Source organism: Gottschalkiaceae bacterium SANA (genome assembly GCA_036323355.1).
Classification (GTDB): domain Bacteria; phylum Bacillota; class Clostridia; order Tissierellales; family GPF-1; genus GPF-1.
The window spans coordinates 2802425-2823105 of the sequence record AP028876.1; the positions used below are offsets into that span (position 1 = coordinate 2802425).

Consider the following 20681-nt stretch of genomic DNA (forward strand, 5'->3'; position numbering starts at 1 on the left):
ACACCTAACCGTTTTCCATCACAAGAAATATTTCCCGGGAAACGGCAGGAAAAAATAAGCTCTACATGTAAACCCCATGGTTATGCCGTTTGCTCTTTTTGTCAGAAAAATAAGAAATCCGTGAAGAGTTTTCTCCACGGATCGATGAATCAATATTTTCCTACATTCACTTCCTAAGCGGACGGATTTTCCACTATAGGCGCTTCCGGTTCAGTAACAGGTTGAGGATTTATTTCCACTTCTGCTTCCGGTTCAGGTTCTGGTTCTGGTTCCGGCTGTGGTTTTGGCTTTGGCTGTGTCTTGATGATATATGGCGCTCGAGGATCAAAAGAGAAGTAACCACTTGAATCCGTTACCCCCTCCGGCAATAAAGCTTCTACCGTATAATTATTCGATGCACTCCATAATATCCATTCCTCATAGCCCGCATCATAGGTTGCCTCAATCTGTGCACGCACCTGTTTCGGACCGTAGGTTACAAAGTTCACACCATAATCACCTTTAATCCATGGTGCGGAAAAATCCTGCAGCCAAGGACGCATCAAGGCTTTCTTTCGTGTCGTTTCCGCTAGCTCAATCCGCTCATTCGCCTTTGACATCGTACCGTAAATAATTGCATATGGATCACTGTCTGGGAATTTAACGCCCAAGGTATTTTGATAGAAATGAGAGGGATAAACCATCGGCGACAAAACATCGCAGGCATCCGCCAGGGTTTCCAATTGATGACCAACCCCTTCTCCTGTTCTTGAAATGGTTACTTGGCCGAAGATATCCGCAGAGATCCTTACCCCGAATGGCGAAAGAACGTCCGTTGCGTGTTGAAGAAAATCAGCGATGGCCTGATTGCGATCAGCACCTTCATATTCCTTATAATCGATCAAGCTTAATTTCCCCTTGTCTGGAAAACGTACATAATCGAATTGAATCTCGTCAAAACCCATCTTCACAGCTTCCAAGGCAATCGCCAAAGGATACTCCCAGGCTTCTGGATTATAGGCGTTCAACCAGGCATTGCCATCTTTGTCTTTCCATACGCTGCCGTCGGCATACTGAATAGCCAATTCCGGATAAGCTTCCGCCACCCGCGAATTCTTAAAGGTCACCACCCGCGCCACCGTATAGATCTGTTCTGCCTTCAAGCGATCCCAATTGACAGAGAACTTAGGCGACAAGGGTGCATTGTCCAGTCCTTCTGCAACGGCCATGGGTACACGCGTCGGATAGGTAAAGTGTCCGTTGTCATTGTTTACATCAATAATCATGGCATTGACCTCTGTCGTCACAGCCAAATCTAACAAAACATCAAACTTCGGATTATAACCAATCACGTTACCCGTGACATAAATCCCCTTAACCTTCGTTTGATTCTCGAAGGCTTTCCAGCTTCGATCAACCGGCATATAATCCGGCTCGCTAAATGGATCTTGGCTTGTTGCAAATCCTGTAGTCATGCTTGCTATAAATAATCCGGCCATCAAACCGGCAAGTACTTTTCTTTTCATTATTTTCGCTCCTTTAAATATGCTTTCTTTATTATATCCTAGGAGTGGTGGGCTAGCAATCCAAATCCGCCATCTTATTATGAATTGGAGGTGATTGTGACTGAAAAGTAAACGAATACCAATCAAGCACCCTATCATGTAGGACAAATCGTGGTCAACTATTTTTAACTTTCGAAATGCCCTCTGTTTAAATACACAAATCCACGGGTAAATGGTTAATGGCAAAGTAGATCGCTTTGTACCTTTCCTTTAAGTATACCTGTTCCATACAAAAGGACCCGTCGACGGACGGGTCTTTTTGCCTTTCAAATTCTAATTTTTTTTACACAAAAAAAAAACAAACCACGGATTCTTCATCGTGATCTGTTTTTTTAGTTTAGAATAAATTCTAAAAGTGGTGGGCCTAGATGGACTCGAACCATCGACCTCACGCTTATCAGGCGTGCGCTCTAACCTGCTGAGCTATAGGCCCCTGTCTTTTTGCGACTTCTACATGATATCGAATTCATCCATAAAAGTCAAGGTAAAATCATAAAAAAACCTAGGGGTTTTTCCCCCTAGGTTTATCGTTTTTTATTGAACGGATGTTGACTCAATAATCCCAAATCCGCCTTTCTTTCTTCGATACACAACAGCCATTTCTTCCGTGTCACTATTAAAAAAAACAAAGAAATCATGTCCCAATAAATCCATTTGTAAAACTGCTTCTTCAGGATTCATCCATTTCATATCAAACCGCTTGTGCTTAATAATTTGAATCTCTTCTTCTTCCGATTCTGTGTATTCTGGAATATCTCCGAAACGAATAGATGCACCATGATGCTTTCTCTTCTCTAATTTGGTTTTATGCTTGCGAACTTGCCGTTCAAGCATCTCAACAACTTGATCAAGAGAATCATACATATCGAAACTTGATGCTTCAGCTCTCATTAAGGCACCTGCAAAAGGAATCATCACCTCAATAATATGCTGATCCTTTTCCTTTGTGAAAGTGGCTGTCGCCTCCACTTCCTGATTAAACATGCGATCTAACTTTCCGAGCTTTGATTCGACCCTCCTTTGAAGTGATTCCCTAACATTCAAGTTTTTGCCTACGATTTTGATTTTCATCTTCACATCTCCTTCCAGGTCGATCCGTTCCCCTCAAGGGGTACTAGGTTATATATATTATACCGTTATTTTTCGAATTCTAACATGTAATCGTCATTGTAATTGCTGTGTATAATGTGGATAAGTTTGTGGATATGTAAAAAGTAGGAAAATCGCAAAACCATCAGCCTTCCGACCCTTAGTCACTATTTTCAGATCATTCTAATCATTTGTTATCCACAGGGTCAAAGCCGCGTGGTTGCTAATTTTCAGAATGTTTATCCCCACTTATCCCCACAGGCTTCTGGATAAGTATTTCTGCCTTGTGGAAATGCTTGTTTTCCTATTGTGAATCATGTGGATAAGTTTGTGCATAACTGATGGTTAGCCACTTTAAGAGATTTCCACTTGTGAATAAATTGTGAATCCTATCTACGAGTGGCAAAAGTTAAAACAACAATTTCCTTAGTTTCCCACTTAAGGAATTCCAAGGAACAGCTTTCCGCAGTCGCTCCCGTGGTCAAAACATCATCAATTAGCAAGATGCAATTGGGCTTTTCAATTGGTTCATATTTTGAGTTCAATCGAAAGGCATGACGTAAACTGAACTTTCGTTCAGCTGCTGTTAATTCCTTAAGAGCCTTTGTCGCTTCTGTTCGAATTAACCAATCCTCAACCACAGGAAGTCCCCATCGTTTTCCCAAGGCATGTGCCATTAAACCCGCTTGATTATATCCCCTTTTGCCATATCGCTTGAGATGGATTGGGACAGGAACAATAACATCGACCTTCTTCACATCTTCTCGTTTTTCAAAAAAGAGAGCCATTTCTCCTGCCAATGCTCGTGCCAATTCTGGATGATTCTCGTATTTCATGCGCAAAATCAATTCCCTGGCCAATCCTTCATAAAGGTAAGGTGCACAGGCTTGCGAGAATCCGCGCGAATACTTCATACACCACTCACAATACTCGCCATCAGCAATGGGTTTTCCACACCGCCTACAATAGGAATTGCCTACTGGGGATAACTTCGAACGACAAGACGCACAAAATTTTGCCCTTCCCAATCCTTCTACATAGTCGCCGCAAGCAAAACAAATATCCGTCTCTGGATAAATCCAATCTGACCACATACGATCACCTCTCTTCTATTATAAGGCAATTGAAAACCCCTTCTGTCTTTCTTCTGAAAAAACAGTGAAATAACGTTCAAAATTTCTAAAGCGACAAGATTACGTCTGGCAATTATATTTCTTTGATTCTTTTCTTGACATGATAGAGAAAGACCCATATACTCAGAGTAAATACTTTATCGCTTTAGCGTAATAAAGCAACAGAAGGAGAAACTCATGGTAAAAAACTTTCCAGATGGCGTACGTGATTTAACCAGTGAAGATTTGCAACTTGTCGAAGAAACGGCAACCACGATCCGTCGTCTTTTCCAATCCTACGGATACCGATCTGTACAAACCCCAAGCTTTGAATCCTACGACCTATATCACTTCCCAGGTGCACCGGATCGCAATTCCATGTTGAAATGCATCGATGCTTCGGGTCGTGTTCTCGTATTACGTCCCGATGCAACAGTTCCCCTAGCAAGAATGGTCGCAATGAATTATCCACAAGAAAATTCTTTGCGCTTTTCCTATCAAACAACAATCTTCCGAAAGGCGGAAGCAGGAGTCGGCGACCTAAGTGAATGGCATCAAGCAGGAATTGAAACCTTTGGCGATGCGACCCCTGAAGTCGACGCCGAAGTTATATCCATCGGTGTTGAAGCCCTTCTCGCTCTTCAGTTGAATAATCTGCATTTTGATCTGGGTCATGCCGGATTCCTAGCAGGGCTCTTTGAGTCTCTATCCCTACAAAAGGAACAAGAGAAAGAATTGATGGGGTACGTAGAAAGCAAAAATCTACCGGAACTTGAACGGGCCATTCGCACTTGGGATCTTTCTCAGGAGGGTGCACGCGCTCTTTTACGTCTTCCCCAACTATACGGACAGCCTCAAGCCGTATTAAAGGAAGCGCGAAGCCTATGTCTAAACGAGCAAATGGAAAATGCCGTTTCTAATCTTGCGCAGGTTGTCGAGAATTTGAAAGATCTGATTGATGTGCCACTGCAACTCGATTTTGGTTTTACCAATCGTATGCATTACTATACGGGATTGATCTTCAAGGGATATATGCAAAATGCTGGAACCGCTCTTGTATCTGGTGGTCGCTACAATGATTTGAGTACGCAATTTGGTCCCAATCGACCTGCGTGCGGATTTGGCCTCAACCTCAGCTATCTCAGCACCCTATTGCCAAAGGCAATTGCACAGATTCCTGAGGTGGTTCGATATTCCAAGGAAACCAGAAAACTGATTCTACAAAAAGCAAGAGTTAAAAGACAAAGTGGTTCCATCGTTATCACCCTTTCAGAAGGCGCAAATTCACCAGCTGATCAAGAGGTTGTCGACCTACGGAATCTGAAGGAGGCAATTCAATGGTAAAAATCGCATTAGCAAAAGGACGCCTGGCAGAAATCGCTATCGAACTTCTTCAGGCCAGTGGTTATCAGTTCCCAGACTACTCAAAGAAAAGCCGAAAGCTAGTCTTCGAAGATGAAACGAAAACCATCGGTCTTACCTTTGTCAAATCCATGGACGTTCCCATCTATGTGGAAAAAGGCGCTGCCGATATCGGCATTGTCGGAAAAGATATTTTGATGGAAATCGAACCCGATGTCTATGAAATGCTGGATTTGAAAATGGGTGCTTGCAGAATCTGTGTAGCTGGATACCCGAATACGAAAATTCGTCGCCAGCAATTGGTAATCGGTTCCAAATATCCCAATGTCGCTAAAAAATATTTTCAAAAGCAGGGAATCAAAACGGAAATTGTTCACTTGAATGGTTCCGTCGAGTTGGCGCCCATTATGGGTTTGTCCGACGTGATCGTGGATATTGTGGAAAGTGGTAAAACATTAAAGGAAAACGGACTGGTGGTATTGGAAGAGATGCATCCCATCTCCGCCCGCTTAATCGTCAACAAGGTCTCCTTAAAAACAAAAGGAAATATTGTTGAAGCCTTAATCGAAACCCTAAGAGAGGAGACGTTGAACCGCTATGAAGATCGTTAAGCATACAAGAGACCTAACCAAAAAAGATCTCGACACCCTCTTAAACCGTGCGGACAGCGATCTGGCTCAAGCAGAATCAATTGTTCGAAACATACTTCAAGACATTCAACAAAACGGCGATTCCGCCCTGATGACTTACACAAAAAAATTCGATTGTTCCTTTCCCCGCCCCTTGAAGGTAGCGGCGGAAACACTGAAAGAAGCCCTGGAAGCCTGCGATCCTGAATTGATCGCAACCATTACGGAAGCAGCTGACAATATTCGATCCTTTCATCAAGAACAAGTCGAAGAAACTTGGTGGACAGAACCCCGGCCCGGCGTAAAGCTTGGACAGAAAATTACCCCCCTTGACCGTGTGGGTCTTTATATTCCCGGTGGAAAAGCCGCCTATCCTTCAACAGTTCTGATGACAGCCATTCCCGCACAAGTTGCAGGCGTACAAGAAATCGCCCTTGTATCTCCACCACAGAATAACGGTGAAATTCATCCCATTATTCTAGCTACAGCGGCTATTTTAGGTATCGATGAAGTCTATCGAGTTGGAGGCGCTCAATCGATTGCCGCCTTGGCCTACGGGACGGAAACCATTAAAAACGTTGACAAGATCGTCGGTCCCGGAAACCTATACGTTGCTCTGGCAAAAAAAGAAGTCTTTGGCCGCGTGGATATTGACATGATCGCAGGTCCCAGCGAGATCGCCATCATCGCCGACGAAACTGCCAATCCAATCTTTGTCGCTGCCGATCTTTTAAGTCAGGCAGAGCATGACGAAAGAGCCGCTTCTATTTTGATTACCACGAGTCAAGCTTTAGCAAAAAGTGTGCAAGCTGAAATCGAAATTCAATTGAACCAGTTAGATCGACAAACCATTATAAAAGCATCTTTAGAAAACTACGGCACTATCTTCCTAACAAGCACGCTGGAAGAAGCCGTTGACATTTCAAACATGCTGGCGCCAGAGCACCTTGAACTACAGATGAAAGATCCAATGAAATGGGTCCCTAAAATTCGCCATGCCGGCGCAATCTTTATTGGTCCCTATACACCAGAACCCATCGGGGATTACTTTGCAGGACCCAATCACACCTTGCCAACATCCGGCACGGCTCGATTCGCCTCCCCCCTTGGCACCTATGATTATTGCAAACGAAGCAGTCTGGTCTTCTATGATCAGACCGCCTTATCGGCTGTAAGCAAACGGGTCGCCGCCTTTGCACGAGAAGAAGGCCTCGACGCCCACGCCTACGCCATAGAAAGGAGAGTCGAGTCATGAATCCATATTTGCGCAAGAACGTGCAGGCGATCATGCCATATAAAACCGATACCAGCGAATACGAGGTCATGCTTCATGCCAATGAGAATCCATTCAATCCCTTTCGCGATTTAAAACACGAGATTATGAATGCCCTCTTTGAGTGCAATGGGAATCGCTACCCAAGCATCGATGCTGCGCCCCTTCGGGCCGCTTTAGCAAAGGACATGGGCTTTTCGCAAAATCAGATTCTTTGCGGAAACGGATCTGACGAGATCCTTCAAATGATTGTTCAAGCCTTTATCGATCCCGATGACACCATTATCAGCTTGGCCCCCACCTTTTCCATGTATCAATTCTTTGCTGAGGTGCAAGGCGCAAACTTTATCCATGTTTCAGCTGACCCAATAACCCTGCAGGCTTCCCTAGAAGAATTGGCGAGTCAAGCCAATGCATCAAAGGCAAAATTGATTATCCTTTGCAACCCCAACAATCCGACCGGACAGGGATTTTCCAAAGAAGAGATCATGACTCTAATTCATTCAACGAAAAGCTTAGTTCTTGTGGATGAAGCCTATATCGAATTCTACGGCGAATCCATGATTCATGAGATCAATACTTGTCAGCGACTAATTGTCACCCGCACATTTTCCAAGGCCTATGGCCTAGCGGGGATTCGCGTAGGTTATGCGGTGGCTGACGCATCTTTGATTGCATCACTGGATCGGGTTCGCGCTCCTTATAATTTAAATGCAGCTAGCCAGGCCATCGCTATGGTTGCCTTGAAGAACAAACAACTCTTTGAAAAACAAATCTCGCTTTTGTTGCAGGAACGTGATCGAATGGAACGCACCCTAGTAGAATACCCAGGTCTTTCCCTGTTTCCAACCAAGGCGAACTTCATCTTGATTCGCTCGGAAGAGGCCGAAAATATCGAAAAGGCCTGCCTTAAATCTTCCATCCAAATCCGCGGATATCAATCTTCAGGCTTATTAAAGAATTGTCTGCGAATCAGCATTGGCAAGCCCGAAGAAAACGATCAGCTACTGACCATCTTTAAGGAGGTGCATGCATGAGAACTGCCAGCATCGTACGTAACACCTTGGAAACCAAAATCAATTGCACCATAAGTCTTGAAGAAGGAAAATCATCCGTTTCAACAGGAATTGGATTTTTCGACCATATGCTCATATTAATGGCCAAGCACGGCCGTTTCACCCTAAAACTACAGACCGACGGAGACTTGGAAGTGGACACCCACCATACTGTCGAAGATATCGGTATTGTCATGGGACAAGCCTTTCGTCAAGCCTTGGGTGACCGAAAAGGTTTGATTCGATACGGCACGACCTTTACACCCATGGACGAAGCCCTCTCTAGAGTCTGCACCGATATCGGCGGTCGATTCTTTCTCGTATACGAGGTCCCAAACCTACGCGAGCATGTCGGCGACTTGGAATGTGAAACCATTGAAGAGTTTTTTATCGCCTTCGCACAAAACGCGAAGATCAATCTGCATATTTCGACCCTTTCCGGTCGCAATCAGCACCATATTTTTGAATCCGTTTTCAAAGGAGTTGGACGCGCATTAAAAAAAGCGTGCATAATAGATCCAACGATCAATGGGTATCTTTCAACGAAAGGGGTGATCGAATGATCGCGATCATCGATTACGGTGTGGGAAACTTAAAGAATGTCCGCCATGTATGTAAACTTCTTGAGATTCCCGCCCAAGTCACCCGAGACCCCGAATTCATTCGGGCAGCAGATGCCATTATCCTCCCGGGAGTTGGCGCCTTTCGAGACGCCATCAAAAATCTAAAAAAGTACGATCTAATCGATTTATTAAAGGAAGAAGCCCAAAGTGGAAAGCCCTTCTTGGGCATCTGCCTTGGCATGCAAGTTCTTTTTGAAAAAAGTTACGAAGACGGCCAATGGGAAGGCTTAGGATTGATCGAAGGCGAAGTCGTTCGCTTTGAAGATGTTCCAAAAGTCCCGCATATGGGATGGAATACCCTGACCAAAATGAACGAAAGTCCCATTACCAAGAATATTGAGGACGATTCCTATGTTTATTTTGTTCACTCCTATCACGCCCTTTGCAAGAATCCTCAAGACGTGATCTTCGCAACGGAATATGGCAAAATGGTTCCAGCCCTTGTTCAAAAAGGTAATGTGCTGGGCATGCAATTCCACCCGGAAAAAAGCGCCGATGTAGGCCTGCAACTATTAATGAATTTTAAGGAGATGATAGGATGATTGTTTTTCCAGCTATCGATATTAAAGACGGACAATGTGTCCGCCTCTTTCAAGGCAAAAAAGAAGAAGTAACTGTCTATGGCCAAGATCCGGTTATCATGGCCCAAAAGTGGGAAGCAGAGGGAGCAAAATGGCTCCATGTTGTTGATCTTGACGGCGCCTTTACTGGCCAGCCCCAAAACCATGAAGCCATTATGAATATTGCAAAATCCATTGCCATTCCCATTGAGGTCGGCGGCGGCATTCGAACCGAAGCCCAGGCACGCGCCTACCTTGAAGCCGGCGTGCAGCGAGTAATTTTTGGCACATCAGCCGTCAACAATCCCGGTTTGCTGAAAAAACTCACAGGAGAATTTCCAGGACAAATTGCTGTATCCATCGATGCCAAGGACGGGCTTGTCCGTGTGGAAGGCTGGGTGAAGGGATCCGCTATTGATGCGGTGCTTTTTGCCGAGGAACTCTTTGCCATGGGCATTGATACCTTTGTTGTCACCGATATTCGACGTGACGGTGCCATGACAGGACCCAATTTGGAAATTATGACTGAAATTAAAGAAAAAATTCCCGCACAGCTGATTGTAAGCGGTGGTGTCCGATCCAATGATGATCTTTTTCAAGCGAAAAAGCATGGTTTTTATGGCGCAATTACCGGCAAAGCCCTTTACGAAGGTGCCATTCAATTAAGCGAATTTGCGGAGGAAGAATCATGTTAGCCAAGCGCATTATCCCCTGCCTAGACGTTGACCACGGCCGGGTGGTAAAAGGAAAGAAATTTAAATCCATTCAAGACGTTGCAGATCCGGTCCAACTGGCTAGGCGTTACTCCCTGGAAGGGGCAGATGAGTTGGTCTTTTACGATATCACCGCTTCTTCGGAGAATCGCGGAATTTTCCTCGATACCGTAGAACGGGTAGCGGAAGAGGTGCGCATTCCCTTTACCATCGGTGGTGGCATCCGAACGCCCGATGACTTTCGAAAGGTTTTATTGGCCGGTGCCGACAAGGTCTCCGTCAATACGGCAGCCGTGCTCAACCCAGAATTAATCGCTCAGGCTGCGGGCATCTATGGCAATCAATGCGTCGTTCTTTCCATCGATGCCAAGAATCAGGGCGATCATTGGGAAGTCTTTATTCACGGTGGAAGAACCGCCACTGGCATTGATGTGGTTGAATGGGCAAAACAAGGGGAAGCCCTTGGAGCCGGTGAAATCTGTCTAAACGCCATCGATGCTGACGGTGTTAAAACAGGCTATGCCTTGGAAATTACCAAGGCCGTCAGCCAGGCTGTAGGCATCCCCATTATCGCATCGGGCGGTGCCGGAGAAATGGTTCATTTTGCTCATGTCTTAGAAGGCGGTGCCGATGCGGCCCTGGCTGCCAGTGTCTTCCACTATGAACAAATTCCCATTCCGACATTAAAAGACTATTTACGCAACCGCGGATTAATTATCCGGTAAGGAGGACAAAATATGAAACTTGCAATCGACAAACTACAATTTAACCAAGCTGGTTTAATCCCGGCAATCGTCCAGGACGAAACAAGCGGTGCCGTCTTAATGCTGGCTTATATGAATGAGGAATCTTTGAAAAAAACGATGGAGACCAAAGAAACCTGGTTTTACTCCAGAAGCCGCCAAGAACTCTGGAACAAGGGCAAAACCAGCGGCAATACCCAAGCCGTAAGCTCTCTTCTCTACGATTGCGACGGCGATACCTTACTGGTGCTTGTGAATCCAGCTGGTCCCGCCTGCCATACCGGCAAGACCTCTTGCTTCTACCGCACCTTGGATGAGTCTCCCCTGCCTAAGGCAACCATGCTCAGCATTTTGGAAAGCTTGGTTCTAGAGCGAAAAGAAACCCCTGTCGAGGGTTCTTACACCAACTACCTGTTCGACAAGGGCATCGATAAAATTTTAAAGAAGGTTGGCGAGGAAAATGCCGAAGTCATCATCGCGGCAAAAAATCCCGACCGGGAAGAAGTGGTCTACGAAACAGCCGACCTGGTCTATCACCTGACCGTGCTTCTTGCGGAAAGAGAAATCTCTTGGGATGAAATTATGCAAGAATTGAAAAAAAGACACAAAAAATAATGCGAGCAAGCTCGCATTATTTTTTTATCCACCAATCAATTTTTCAATCGTTTCTTTCTCTCGCAGGGCATCAATCCAAGCCTTTGGAATTCCCTCGACGCCATGAAAAGCCCCCAAAACCATCCCCACAAACATGCCACGCGCCGCCGAATCTCCGCCCGCCATGGCATTGGCTTCAAGTGCCAAGGCATAATTTTCCTCAAAACATTTAATCAGATAAATGCTGGATGGAAGCGCATGGGCAATATCACAAGTTTGACCAAAATTCTTGATCACATCATTGGCCTGCAAAGAATCTGCTTTCAAGCCCTTTGTGATCAAGGGCCCAATGGTGCTATCGGCCGGAAGATCGCTGACAGCTTTTTCTATAGCATCCATGGGTTGAACCCCTTCAACGACCAGCTTTACTACACTTGCTAAAAACTGAGCCGCGTCTAAAACTTTTCTGGAACGATGTGTAATCGCAGTCTCCTCTTGCACATAGTTAAACAGATTTGGGTCATTATAATAGTAATACAATAAAGGCGCTATCCGTACCGCCCCACCAAGCTCCGTACTCATGGATCCAGCGGGAAATTTTCCAGCCATCATCTGATCATAAGTCTCATGACTTGCGTGATCATGATAACCCTTGTACTTCCCCATCTTCACTTTCCATTCCAGATAAAATCGATCCCGATTCCAGCCCTTGTTCTGATCTAAAGAATCTAGCAGCCAAAGGGTTTGATCCCCATAATGGGTGAAATCTCCAGCCACTTTTCCCGGATGATAATGTGTACTTGGCGGCAGTAACTCTTCAACCAATCCAACTTCCTTACGGATTCGTTCTTGATCATAAATCCAATGAACACCTAATGCGTGGGAATCCGCAACCAAACTCCCCCATAATAATCCTTGCAGTCTACGATACATAGGCATCCTCCTCTCTATCCTATACATACCCGAAAAAGAAATAAGAAACGAATGGCCTTGGCCTTTTCTCTTTCTTCTTAAAATTTGTTAAAAATAGTTTTAAAAAATTTCCTTCCGCTTGCTTAATCTGTATAATGATAGTATTGGGGAGGAATTCAAATGGAAATGAAAATCCTAATCGCGGAAGATGATCGAGAAATTCGAGAGCTCGTCCGCATGCATTTGGAAACCGACGGATATACCGTCGTAGAAGCGGAAAACGGCCAGGCTGCCATTGATCTTTTTCATCCAAACAGCTTCCATCTAGTCTTGTTAGATCTGATGATGCCAGTCAAAGGTGGACTTGAAACCCTGCAAGAAATTCGTGAGCAAAGTGAAGTACCCGTTATTCTCTTAACCGCAAAGGGAAAAGACGAGGACAAGGTAGTCGGATTCGGCTTGGGTGCTGACGATTATTTGGTCAAGCCTTTCAGTATGGTCGAACTGCTCTCACGAGTCAAAGCGCAACTCAGACGCTATACGAAGTATACGGCTTACGCGCCTACACAATCATCCATTTTGAATAATGGAAGTCTTCGCTTGGATCAAAAACGATTTGAATGTAAGAAAAATGATGAGGTTATTAAACTCAATCCCATGGAAATGAAATTGCTGACTTTCTTTATGGAGAATATTGGCACCACTTTCACTAAAAAACAATTATTTGAAAACGTCTGGGGCGAGCCCTTTTTTGGAGATAATAATACGGTAATGGTTCATATCAATTTCTTGAGAAATAAGATTGAAGATGATACCAAAAATCCAATGTATATCCGAACCATTCACGGAATCGGATATCGAATGGAATCCCATCGTGACTAAAACTTTACAGCGCCAACTCAAATGGGAATTCAGCATATTTATGATCCTTTTGATGGTAGAAATCTTTCTAGCCATCCTCTTTAGCCTTTCTTATAACACAATTTTTCACGCAGATACGCTCTTGAACTTTGATGAAATCTATCAAGATGTTGTCGAATTTGGACCCGAAGAGGCTTTTCGGATCAACAACTTACCCGAGGGTGTCGAGATCGAAATTATCAATGACAACAATCAAATTGTTGATCAATACAACAGCAAACGGCGGCCCGGATATAAGTACTCTCAAAAGGAAATCAACATGTTTCTAAATAATCATTATTTAGATATTTATGCCCATTATCCCGAAGATGACAGTCAAGAATTTGTTTTATTCTTTGTGCCGAATGCAGATCCTTCCGCTTCCTTCGATGTAATATTTTTTAGCGTCGGATTCTTTTTGTTGCTCGTATTTTTAACCATTCATGTTATCTCGCAGCGTCTGGGCTATAAGTTTCTAGCTCCACTCAATGCCTTGATGCATGGGGTTCGAACCATTCAAAGTGGTGATTATGACGCAGAGATTGAATTTATCAGCAACTCTGAATTCGATCAAGTGCGTGACGCAATCAATGACTTATCGAGTAATCTCTCTAAAGAGATACTCAAGCGAAAAGAAGTAGAAGCCTCTCGTAATCAGTTGATTGTCGATATTTCCCACGACCTAAAGACACCTTTGACCAATGTTATTGGCTATAGCGAGATACTTTTGAGAAATTTGAACCAAGCACCTCATCATGATCAGCAACACAATGAAATGAAACGATATCTTGAAATTATCTCAAAGAACGGAAAGCAGGCCAACTACCTCTTGCAAGACTTGGCGGAGCTTTCTCAACTACAAGCGCCTAATCTTAGAATTGCGTGCAAATCTATTGATCTGCCCGAGTTCTTACGAGAATTTGCCATCAGTTGCATCCCAGAACTGGAAGAAGCTGGCTTCCAATACGTCTTTGAGATTCCAGAAGAAGAGATTGCTTGTGAAATTGATGAACGAAAACTGCGCAGAGCCTTCCAGAACTTAGTCGACAATGCCATTAAGTATAATACGGAAGGAACCGAACTTAAGATCAGACTACTTGAAGATGAAAAAAATGTTCGTCTGGTGTTCCAAGATGACGGAATCGGTATTCCGCATGCCTACCAAGCCGATATCTTCGAGCCCTTCATCCGTGCCGATCAAGATCGAAATCGGTCAACCGGAGGCAGCGGACTTGGATTAGCTATCACAAAGAAGATCATCGAGAAGCATGGAGGCAAGATTTCACTCTACTCGGACCCTTCTGGTTCTACCTTTTCCATTCTTCTTTCGAAAAAATGTAATTGTGATTTGGAAATCGATAAAATTGAAATCGAACGATAAAAGAAGCACCCACCGCTATGAACCTGCGGTGGGTGCTTCTTTTAATCCATTAAATACTCGGCTGCCTTCTGCAATTTTTGCTTTAAACCTGAATATCTTTTTTCCGTTTGATTGTTTTGAATCATACGCTCCAAAACCCGCGTCTGCCCGACCAAAACCACAAGCTGCTTGGCACGCGTAATGGCTGTATAGATTAGATTCCTAGTCTCTAACATTGGCGGCAAACTCGACAGTGGAATGACCACCACTGGGAATTCACTTCCTTGGCTCTTATGGATGGTGATGGCATAGGCCAACGTAATTTCCTCTAATTGGTTGTATTCATAGAGGATTTCCTTCTCTTCGTCAAAAAGCACGGTCACTTGCTTGTCTTTCACATTAACCCCGGTAATTCGACCAAAATCTCCATTAAACACGCCCTCACCTTGACCGGAATACACGCCATCAACCTTCCGCTTCCACTCAACTTGATAATTATTCCTGGTTTGCATCACCCGATCCCCAAGGCGAAAGGTGATTGTCCCCAACTCAATTTCCGGTTTATTGGCACCCGTTGGATTCATAGCCGCCTGCAGCGCTTCATTAAGAGGCAATACCCCCACACCGCGTTTTCGAGTTGCCGTCAACACCTGGATCTCTTGATAAGGATCAAACCCCTTCCATTTTGGCAAACGATTGACAACCAGATCCACAACAGTATTCAGTACCTGATCATGATTCTCTCGAATAAAGAAGAAATCCTTCTCCTTTTGATTCATCTCTGGTTCCATTCCCTGATTGATTTTATGGGCATTGACAACGATCATGCTTTCTTGCGCCTGTCGAAAGACTTCTGTCAATCGAACCACCGGCACAACCCCGCTCTCAATCACATCACGAAGCACATTGCCAGCCCCCACAGAAGGCAATTGATCCACATCGCCGACCAAAATCACCTGGGCTTCCGGCGGCACCGCCCGCAAAAGATAATAAAACAACAAAATATCGATCATGCTAGCCTCATCGATGATAATCAAGTCCCCTTCTAAGGGATTGTCTTCATCTCGACCAAAATTAAGTCCTTCTCCCCCCTCAGATCGGCCATACTCCAGCAATCGATGAATCGTTTTGGATTCCCGTCCCGTCGCTTCGGCCATCCGTTTGGCAGCCCGTCCTGTGGGTGCTGCCAATAGAATATCCAAGTCATGATCTTCCGCAAGATCCAAAATGGTATTAATTGTTGTCGTCTTTCCCGTACCCGGACCCCCGGTAATCACCGTTACCGCAGATGTTAAGGCCGTATGAATCGCTTTCTGCTGGGTCAATGCCAGATCTATTTTTTTCTGATCCTGAACCGACTGAATACGAGCCTTCAGCATCTCCTCATCACGGTCTATGTTTTTTGTCGCAAGGGTAATCAAGGCCTGAGCACTAAAGGCTTCCGCTGCAAAATAGGCCGGCAGATACACCTGATCCTCTTCACCACCCGCTACCACCTTCAATTCCCGATTCGCTGCCATTTCAAGAATCGTATTTTCAATAGGCAGAATCTCAGCCCCCAAAAGTCGCTTGGCTTGGCGCACAAGCATATTTTTTGGCGCGTAGGTATGCCCCTGATTGGTCAATTGTTCCAGGGAGTAAAGAACCCCTGCATGAATTCGAAAAGATGAATTGGGATCAATGCCCAGGCTTGTTGCAATCCGGTCAGCCTTAACAAAGCCAATTCCTTTCACATCTTTTGCCAGCATATAAGGATTGTTCTTTACCTTTTTTACAGCGTCATTTCCGTATGCTTTATAGATCTTCAAGCAATTGGCAACACCTATCCCGTAATTCTGTAAGAACAACATGATTTCACGAATTCCCCGCTGTTCCTGGAAGGCGGTCGCTATGGTTTCCGCTTTCTTGTGACCAATACCATCGACTGATTTCAATCGCTCTGGATTGTATTGCAAGATATCCAAGGTCTCTTCGCCGAAGGCGTCCACAATCCGCTTTGCTGTCTTTGTTCCAATTCCCGGAATCAAACCCGATCCCAAATATTTGAGGATCCCATCGACATCCGTAGGCGGAACTTCCTCGTAATGATCAACCCGCAATTGCTCGCCGAATTTGGGATGCTTGATCATATCGCCTGATACGCGAATTGGCATTTCTTCTTTCAAAAAGGGAAAAGTGCCCACGATGGTGAAGTAGGTATCGTCGGTCTCTAAAACAGCGACAGTATATCCTGTCTCCTCGTTTCGATAAATGATTTCTATGATTTCTCCTGTACGCTCGATCATCTAGTCGTCTCCCTTCATCTTTCTCTATTATACCAAAGGGACACATAAAAAAAAGAGCGGCTTCCCGCTCTTATTCATCCTTCTGATCTACTTTGCCAAGATTCACATAGGTCGGTCTTTTTTCTTTGCTTTGTTGATCCTCTTTCGATTTGTCCTCTTGCGTAAAGGTCTGTGAATAAGTTTGCCGAATGATCTCCAGCTTTGCACCACAATTTTGACAAAATTTTGCATCCTCAGGATTACGTGCTCCACATGAGAAACAATATCCTTCCCCTTGAACTTCTTCTTGTCCTAGGGAAGCCTTCAAACCTCGAATTTCATCATTTATTTTGTCGATTTGTCTAAGTTCAGATTCAAAGGCAGCCAGATCGATATTTTCTTTCTTGGCTTGAAGAACAAACTTTTTCCCAATATCCCGTTCCACCCGTTTAATCTCAGCTTCAAGCTGACGAATCTGATACTTAAGACGCGAATCGCTCATCTTTTCTTCCGCAACACGCCCAACATCACCCAATGCATCTCCTGCAGTATCTACAATTTCTTTAATGTTTTGACCTAAACGATCGAAAAATTGTCTTGCCATGATTTTCCCTCCGAATTATCCAACTTCATCATTATTATACCACAAAAAATCAAAATCAAATCCTAACTCAATAGTAATACCAATAGCGGAATGCTTACCACGGATAACAAGGTTGTTAAAAATACCGTCTGACTCGACAACTGATAATCCGCATCATAAAGCTGTGCAAAGATCGCGCCATTTGCAGCAGCTGGCATACCGGCCATCACAACAGGAATTCCCAAGGTCAAGCCACCAAATCCAAATTGCTTCAAAACAAAATATGTCAGAAGTGGCATCCACACCATACGCAGAAAACTTGTCAGCCACAGCAACCGATTCTTAGCCATTTCTCGAATCGAAGAACCATGAAGCATGGCACCTACCGTCAACATGGCAAGGGGCGTTGTCAATCCACCAATCTGCTCAAAAACCATATCTATGGGTTGAGGCTTGTCGATGGAAAATAAAAAACAAATCAAACCAATGGCCAAAGCAATGAGATTCGGGTTGGTCAACATTGTTTTTATCTGAAAATGATTGCCCTCCTTTTGATGCTTGCTTAACATAAAAATCCCGATGGTATACAGAAAAACATTAAACCAGATATTATAAATTGCCGCGTAAAACAATCCTTCCTGTCCGTATACGGCTTGTATAACTGGATATCCCATGAATCCAACATTGGCAAAAATCAAAGCAAAACCATGCACCCCTTCCTGACGCGGCTTTACATGAATCATCTTCATATAGGCCCAAGCCATAAGCGTCGCTAGTAGATAATAACCCAATCCACTCACTAGGATCATTGATGCATTCCTCATCATCACCGGATCATAGGTAAAGTTCAGTGCGCTGATGATCAATGCGGGTAAGGTGACATTACCAATAAACCGGGATAGACGTTTCACCATCCCATCATCGAAAATATGAATTCGTACCAGGAAGAACCCCAAAATTATTTCCAAAAACAATACAATTACTGCATAAAACACATTCGTTAACTCCATGAATCCTCCCTAAAAATCTGATACCCCACTTTACCAAGGAAAAGTCATGGTGTCAATTAAAAAAAGACCCGATTTCTCGGGTCTTCTTCCTACTTTTGATCGGCTACAATACTTTCGCCTGCAATCTTTCCAAACACAGAGATATCAGTCAAGGCGTTTCCACCCAGTCTGTTATTTCCATGAATACCACCAACAATCTCTCCAGCCGCATAAAGCCCTGGAATAATTACGTCGTCAGCTGTTTTAACACGGGTTTCCGTATCGATCAACAAACCGCCCATGGTATGATGGGCCGCTGGAACCACTTTCTCAATGTAGAAAGGTCCTTTGTCGATTGCTGCCATTTTTGCATTTCGATTCCACTCGGTATCCGCTTCTTTTGAATCCATACCACCTTCATAAGCTGCTGCGAAACCATTATAATCCGCAATAGTCTGCAACAATCCCGCTTCATCAATACCAAAGAATGCAGCCGCTTCTTCCAATGTATCTGCTTTCACCAATACACCATCTGCAAGCAATTGATCATACTCTTTGCCGTAGATCTCAAGGGTACGTGCTTCTGTCAGAATCTCTTGGTCCCAAACCATGTAACCGTATCGGTCTGATTGAGAAAGGATGGCCGCAGAAACAAAGTCACGACGGTCATTTTCGTTGATGAAACGTTTACCTTCAATATTAACCATCGGTGCGCCGTACATTCTTGTATCTGCTACAAAAGATATCTTACCTGTTGTTGGGAAGCAGAATGGATAGGTTTGAATCCACTCCATATGTGTTGTTCCCGCACCCAAGGCTTCTGCCATTACGATTCCATCACCATTGTGTCCCGGTGCATTGGTCGTATTGATGCTTTCATCCAATTCCGGACGATATTTTACGCGAATCTCAGGGTTGCCTGCAAATCCACCAGAAGCCAAAATTACGCCAAATTCACCATTGAATGTCAAGCTTTGACCCGCTTTATTTTCAGCTACAACGCCTGTAACACGTCCAGTTTCATCCGTTACCAAGTCTGTTGCCTTCGTATTCATCTTGAATACAACGCCCAGCTCTTGAGCCTTCAAGTACTCTGCCATCACCAACTGACTTCCGATTCCGCCTTCAACAACGATGGCACGAGCAACTGTATGCCCACCAAAGTGCTTTTGGAAATCATCCATAAATTTAACACCAACATCATCACGCAACCACTCTGCCATCGGCAATGCATTTTCTGCCAATACATGGGTCAATTCCATCAGATTGGTTCGATCGCCACCGGCTACAGTGTCTTCCGTATACAATTCAATTGAATCTTTGATGCCTTGTTTTGCCTGTACCCAGTTTTCTGGAATATCCATGCCGGCACCTGACCAACTAGTATTTCCGCCAACAATATTTTCCTGCTCCAAAACAACAACTTTCGCTCCGTTTTCAGCGGCAGATATTGCTGCTGTTAATCCAGCTCCACCAGCTCCAACAACCACAACGTCATAGCCTTGCCTTGTTTCTGTTTCTTCAACAACTTCAATTTCCGGAATAACCATTAATCCCGATTCATCTACAACAATTGAAGCACTTGAATCTGCATCTGCTTCTGCTTCTTCTGTTACCGCTTCCTCTACTGCCTCGGTGCTATCATTTGCTTGTGCTTCCGCAACTGCCGCTTCTTCCGTCGAAGAAGAACAAGCTGTGAACGTTACAAGCATCATGCCAATCAAAATTAGTGCCAACAGTTTCTTCATGACTACTCCCCTATTTGTTCAGTTTTTGTTTGACGTCAAACTTCAAATCCTATTATAGTTTCTCATCAAACCAATTGCAAGGGTTTTGTTATTTTTTTAGCAATAAAGTTTTGCCACCAACTATATCCGTAAAAAAAGACTTTATCGGGTTTCCGATAAAGCCTTATAAAAACTCTTATTCATTTTCTTGAGCAAGCGCAATAATTCCAAACGCTCTTGAGGCTCAAATTCCCCATAGGCAATGTCGATCAACCGTGTAGAAATATTGAAAAACGGCTCCTTAAGAGCCAATCCACGTTCTGTTAATTCAATATAGGTAACGCGTCGATCTTCACTTGATTTAACTTTTTTAACATACCCTTCTTTTTCGATTCGATTAACCAGAGACGTGATTGTTGATTTATCGCGTCGAGTCAATTTCGCAATCTCTTTCATCTGCATGGGACCTTCCTTCTCCAATAAAACAGAAAGTATCGTTCCATGGGATGGATCAATCCCTTCAACGCCTTCTTCTTCCAAAAGCTTTTGAATGACTTGTTGACTATTTTTTCTTGTTCGACTGATATATCCAATAATATAATCCGTAACCTCTCTATGCAATTCATCGCCTCCTTTCTCTTTCATTTAA

The 20681-nt window shown here is 44.1% G+C and carries 20 protein-coding genes and 1 tRNA gene; 11 read left to right on the forward strand and 10 right to left on the reverse strand.

The features are described 5' to 3' along the window. Positions 1-173: 173 nt before the first annotated feature. The 4 genes from AC25CA_RS13710 to AC25CA_RS13725 form a co-directional block, all read right to left on the reverse strand. A complete protein-coding gene (locus AC25CA_RS13710) occupies positions 174-1505 on the reverse strand; it encodes a putative glycoside hydrolase (protein WP_486814397.1) in 1332 nt (443 codons plus the stop codon). A 395-nt stretch (positions 1506-1900) separates the two neighbouring features. Then, positions 1901-1977, reverse strand: a tRNA-Ile gene (locus tag AC25CA_RS13715). Between the two features lie 101 nt (positions 1978-2078). Then, positions 2079-2615 carry a ribosome hibernation-promoting factor, HPF/YfiA family gene (gene hpf, locus AC25CA_RS13720; RefSeq protein ID WP_486814398.1) on the reverse strand — a complete coding sequence of 179 codons (537 nt, stop codon included), beginning with the start codon at positions 2613-2615 and terminating at the stop codon, positions 2079-2081. A 407-nt stretch (positions 2616-3022) separates the two neighbouring features. Beyond that, the gene (locus tag AC25CA_RS13725) at positions 3023-3727 is read right to left on the reverse strand and encodes a ComF family protein (protein ID WP_486814399.1); all 705 of its coding nucleotides are present in this window, start codon (positions 3725-3727) and stop codon (positions 3023-3025) included. Positions 3728-3943: 216 nt separating this feature from the next. On the opposite strand from AC25CA_RS13725, the gene hisZ reads away from it, so the two are divergent. The 9 genes from hisZ to hisIE are packed head-to-tail and all read left to right on the forward strand — an operon-like array spanning position 3944 to position 11318. After that, positions 3944-5089, forward strand: coding sequence for an ATP phosphoribosyltransferase regulatory subunit (hisZ, locus tag AC25CA_RS13730; RefSeq protein ID WP_486814400.1), 1146 nt, complete (start codon positions 3944-3946; stop codon positions 5087-5089). Beyond that, positions 5083-5718, forward strand: a complete 636-nt coding sequence (gene hisG, locus AC25CA_RS13735; RefSeq protein WP_486814401.1) for an ATP phosphoribosyltransferase — start codon at positions 5083-5085, stop codon at positions 5716-5718. The genes hisZ and hisG overlap by 7 nt, the downstream gene beginning before the upstream one ends. Then, positions 5705-6991: a histidinol dehydrogenase gene (gene hisD, locus AC25CA_RS13740; protein ID WP_486814402.1), complete on the forward strand. Its 1287-nt coding sequence runs from the start codon at positions 5705-5707 to the stop codon at positions 6989-6991. The genes hisG and hisD overlap by 14 nt, the downstream gene beginning before the upstream one ends. Continuing rightward, positions 6988-8046 carry a histidinol-phosphate transaminase gene (gene hisC / locus AC25CA_RS13745; RefSeq protein ID WP_486814403.1) on the forward strand — a complete coding sequence of 353 codons (1059 nt, stop codon included), beginning with the start codon at positions 6988-6990 and terminating at the stop codon, positions 8044-8046. The genes hisD and hisC overlap by 4 nt, the downstream gene beginning before the upstream one ends. Next, positions 8043-8627, forward strand: coding sequence for an imidazoleglycerol-phosphate dehydratase HisB (gene hisB, locus AC25CA_RS13750; RefSeq protein WP_486814404.1), 585 nt, complete (start codon positions 8043-8045; stop codon positions 8625-8627). Before hisC ends, hisB begins: the two co-directional genes overlap by 4 nt. After that, the gene (gene hisH / locus AC25CA_RS13755) at positions 8624-9229 is read left to right on the forward strand and encodes an imidazole glycerol phosphate synthase subunit HisH (protein ID WP_486814405.1); all 606 of its coding nucleotides are present in this window, start codon (positions 8624-8626) and stop codon (positions 9227-9229) included. Before hisB ends, hisH begins: the two co-directional genes overlap by 4 nt. After that, positions 9226-9942 carry a 1-(5-phosphoribosyl)-5-[(5-phosphoribosylamino)methylideneamino]imidazole-4-carboxamide isomerase gene (gene hisA / locus AC25CA_RS13760; protein WP_486814406.1) on the forward strand — a complete coding sequence of 239 codons (717 nt, stop codon included), beginning with the start codon at positions 9226-9228 and terminating at the stop codon, positions 9940-9942. Before hisH ends, hisA begins: the two co-directional genes overlap by 4 nt. Further along, positions 9936-10685 carry an imidazole glycerol phosphate synthase subunit HisF gene (gene hisF, locus AC25CA_RS13765; protein ID WP_486814407.1) on the forward strand — a complete coding sequence of 250 codons (750 nt, stop codon included), beginning with the start codon at positions 9936-9938 and terminating at the stop codon, positions 10683-10685. Before hisA ends, hisF begins: the two co-directional genes overlap by 7 nt. Positions 10686-10697: 12 nt before the next feature. Further along, positions 10698-11318: a bifunctional phosphoribosyl-AMP cyclohydrolase/phosphoribosyl-ATP diphosphatase HisIE gene (hisIE, locus tag AC25CA_RS13770; RefSeq protein WP_486814408.1), complete on the forward strand. Its 621-nt coding sequence runs from the start codon at positions 10698-10700 to the stop codon at positions 11316-11318. Between the two features lie 24 nt (positions 11319-11342). Here the strand turns inward: hisIE and AC25CA_RS13775 are convergent, their stop codons facing one another. Beyond that, positions 11343-12230 (reverse strand): ADP-ribosylglycohydrolase family protein, encoded by an 888-nt coding sequence (locus AC25CA_RS13775; protein WP_486814409.1) that lies wholly within the window; start codon positions 12228-12230, stop codon positions 11343-11345. Between the two features lie 159 nt (positions 12231-12389). On the opposite strand from AC25CA_RS13775, the gene AC25CA_RS13780 reads away from it, so the two are divergent. Both AC25CA_RS13780 and AC25CA_RS13785 read left to right on the forward strand, forming a co-directional pair. Next, complete coding sequence (locus AC25CA_RS13780; protein WP_486814410.1) at positions 12390-13091, forward strand: response regulator transcription factor; 702 nt, start codon at positions 12390-12392, stop codon at positions 13089-13091. Further along, positions 13084-14490, forward strand: a complete 1407-nt coding sequence (locus AC25CA_RS13785) for a sensor histidine kinase (protein WP_486814411.1) — start codon at positions 13084-13086, stop codon at positions 14488-14490. The genes AC25CA_RS13780 and AC25CA_RS13785 overlap by 8 nt, the downstream gene beginning before the upstream one ends. Before the next feature lie 41 nt (positions 14491-14531). Here the strand turns inward: AC25CA_RS13785 and recD2 are convergent, their stop codons facing one another. From recD2 to AC25CA_RS13810, 5 genes are all read right to left on the reverse strand, one after another. Beyond that, positions 14532-16754: an SF1B family DNA helicase RecD2 gene (gene recD2, locus AC25CA_RS13790; protein WP_486814412.1), complete on the reverse strand. Its 2223-nt coding sequence runs from the start codon at positions 16752-16754 to the stop codon at positions 14532-14534. A 70-nt stretch (positions 16755-16824) separates the two neighbouring features. Beyond that, positions 16825-17337 (reverse strand): zinc ribbon domain-containing protein, encoded by a 513-nt coding sequence (locus tag AC25CA_RS13795; RefSeq protein ID WP_486814413.1) that lies wholly within the window; start codon positions 17335-17337, stop codon positions 16825-16827. Between the two features lie 62 nt (positions 17338-17399). Beyond that, the gene (locus AC25CA_RS13800; RefSeq protein WP_486814414.1) at positions 17400-18326 is read right to left on the reverse strand and encodes an AEC family transporter; all 927 of its coding nucleotides are present in this window, start codon (positions 18324-18326) and stop codon (positions 17400-17402) included. Positions 18327-18415: 89 nt separating this feature from the next. After that, on the reverse strand, positions 18416-20053 hold the full coding sequence (locus AC25CA_RS13805; RefSeq protein WP_486814415.1) for an FAD-dependent oxidoreductase: 1638 nt from the start codon (positions 20051-20053) through the stop codon (positions 18416-18418). Between the two features lie 141 nt (positions 20054-20194). Beyond that, positions 20195-20653 (reverse strand): MarR family winged helix-turn-helix transcriptional regulator, encoded by a 459-nt coding sequence (locus AC25CA_RS13810; RefSeq protein WP_486814416.1) that lies wholly within the window; start codon positions 20651-20653, stop codon positions 20195-20197. Positions 20654-20681: the final 28 nt, after the last annotated feature.

Coding starts and splice junctions, on each gene's coding strand:
- hisA (WP_486814406.1), top strand. CDS start 9,226: ATGATTGTTTTTCCAGCTATCGATATTAAAGACGGACAATGTGTCCGC.
- hisG (WP_486814401.1), top strand. CDS start 5,083: ATGGTAAAAATCGCATTAGCAAAAGGACGCCTGGCAGAAATCGCTATC.
- AC25CA_RS13775 (WP_486814409.1), bottom strand. CDS start 12,230: ATGTATCGTAGACTGCAAGGATTATTATGGGGGAGTTTGGTTGCGGAT.
- hisH (WP_486814405.1), top strand. CDS start 8,624: ATGATCGCGATCATCGATTACGGTGTGGGAAACTTAAAGAATGTCCGC.
- hisZ (WP_486814400.1), top strand. CDS start 3,944: ATGGTAAAAAACTTTCCAGATGGCGTACGTGATTTAACCAGTGAAGAT.
- hisC (WP_486814403.1), top strand. CDS start 6,988: ATGAATCCATATTTGCGCAAGAACGTGCAGGCGATCATGCCATATAAA.
- recD2 (WP_486814412.1), bottom strand. CDS start 16,754: ATGATCGAGCGTACAGGAGAAATCATAGAAATCATTTATCGAAACGAG.
- AC25CA_RS13725 (WP_486814399.1), bottom strand. CDS start 3,727: ATGTGGTCAGATTGGATTTATCCAGAGACGGATATTTGTTTTGCTTGC.
- hisD (WP_486814402.1), top strand. CDS start 5,705: ATGAAGATCGTTAAGCATACAAGAGACCTAACCAAAAAAGATCTCGAC.
- AC25CA_RS13800 (WP_486814414.1), bottom strand. CDS start 18,326: ATGGAGTTAACGAATGTGTTTTATGCAGTAATTGTATTGTTTTTGGAA.
- AC25CA_RS13795 (WP_486814413.1), bottom strand. CDS start 17,337: ATGGCAAGACAATTTTTCGATCGTTTAGGTCAAAACATTAAAGAAATT.
- AC25CA_RS13780 (WP_486814410.1), top strand. CDS start 12,390: ATGGAAATGAAAATCCTAATCGCGGAAGATGATCGAGAAATTCGAGAG.
- hisB (WP_486814404.1), top strand. CDS start 8,043: ATGAGAACTGCCAGCATCGTACGTAACACCTTGGAAACCAAAATCAAT.
- hisIE (WP_486814408.1), top strand. CDS start 10,698: ATGAAACTTGCAATCGACAAACTACAATTTAACCAAGCTGGTTTAATC.
- hisF (WP_486814407.1), top strand. CDS start 9,936: ATGTTAGCCAAGCGCATTATCCCCTGCCTAGACGTTGACCACGGCCGG.
- AC25CA_RS13710 (WP_486814397.1), bottom strand. CDS start 1,505: ATGAAAAGAAAAGTACTTGCCGGTTTGATGGCCGGATTATTTATAGCA.
- hpf (WP_486814398.1), bottom strand. CDS start 2,615: ATGAAAATCAAAATCGTAGGCAAAAACTTGAATGTTAGGGAATCACTT.
- AC25CA_RS13805 (WP_486814415.1), bottom strand. CDS start 20,053: ATGAAGAAACTGTTGGCACTAATTTTGATTGGCATGATGCTTGTAACG.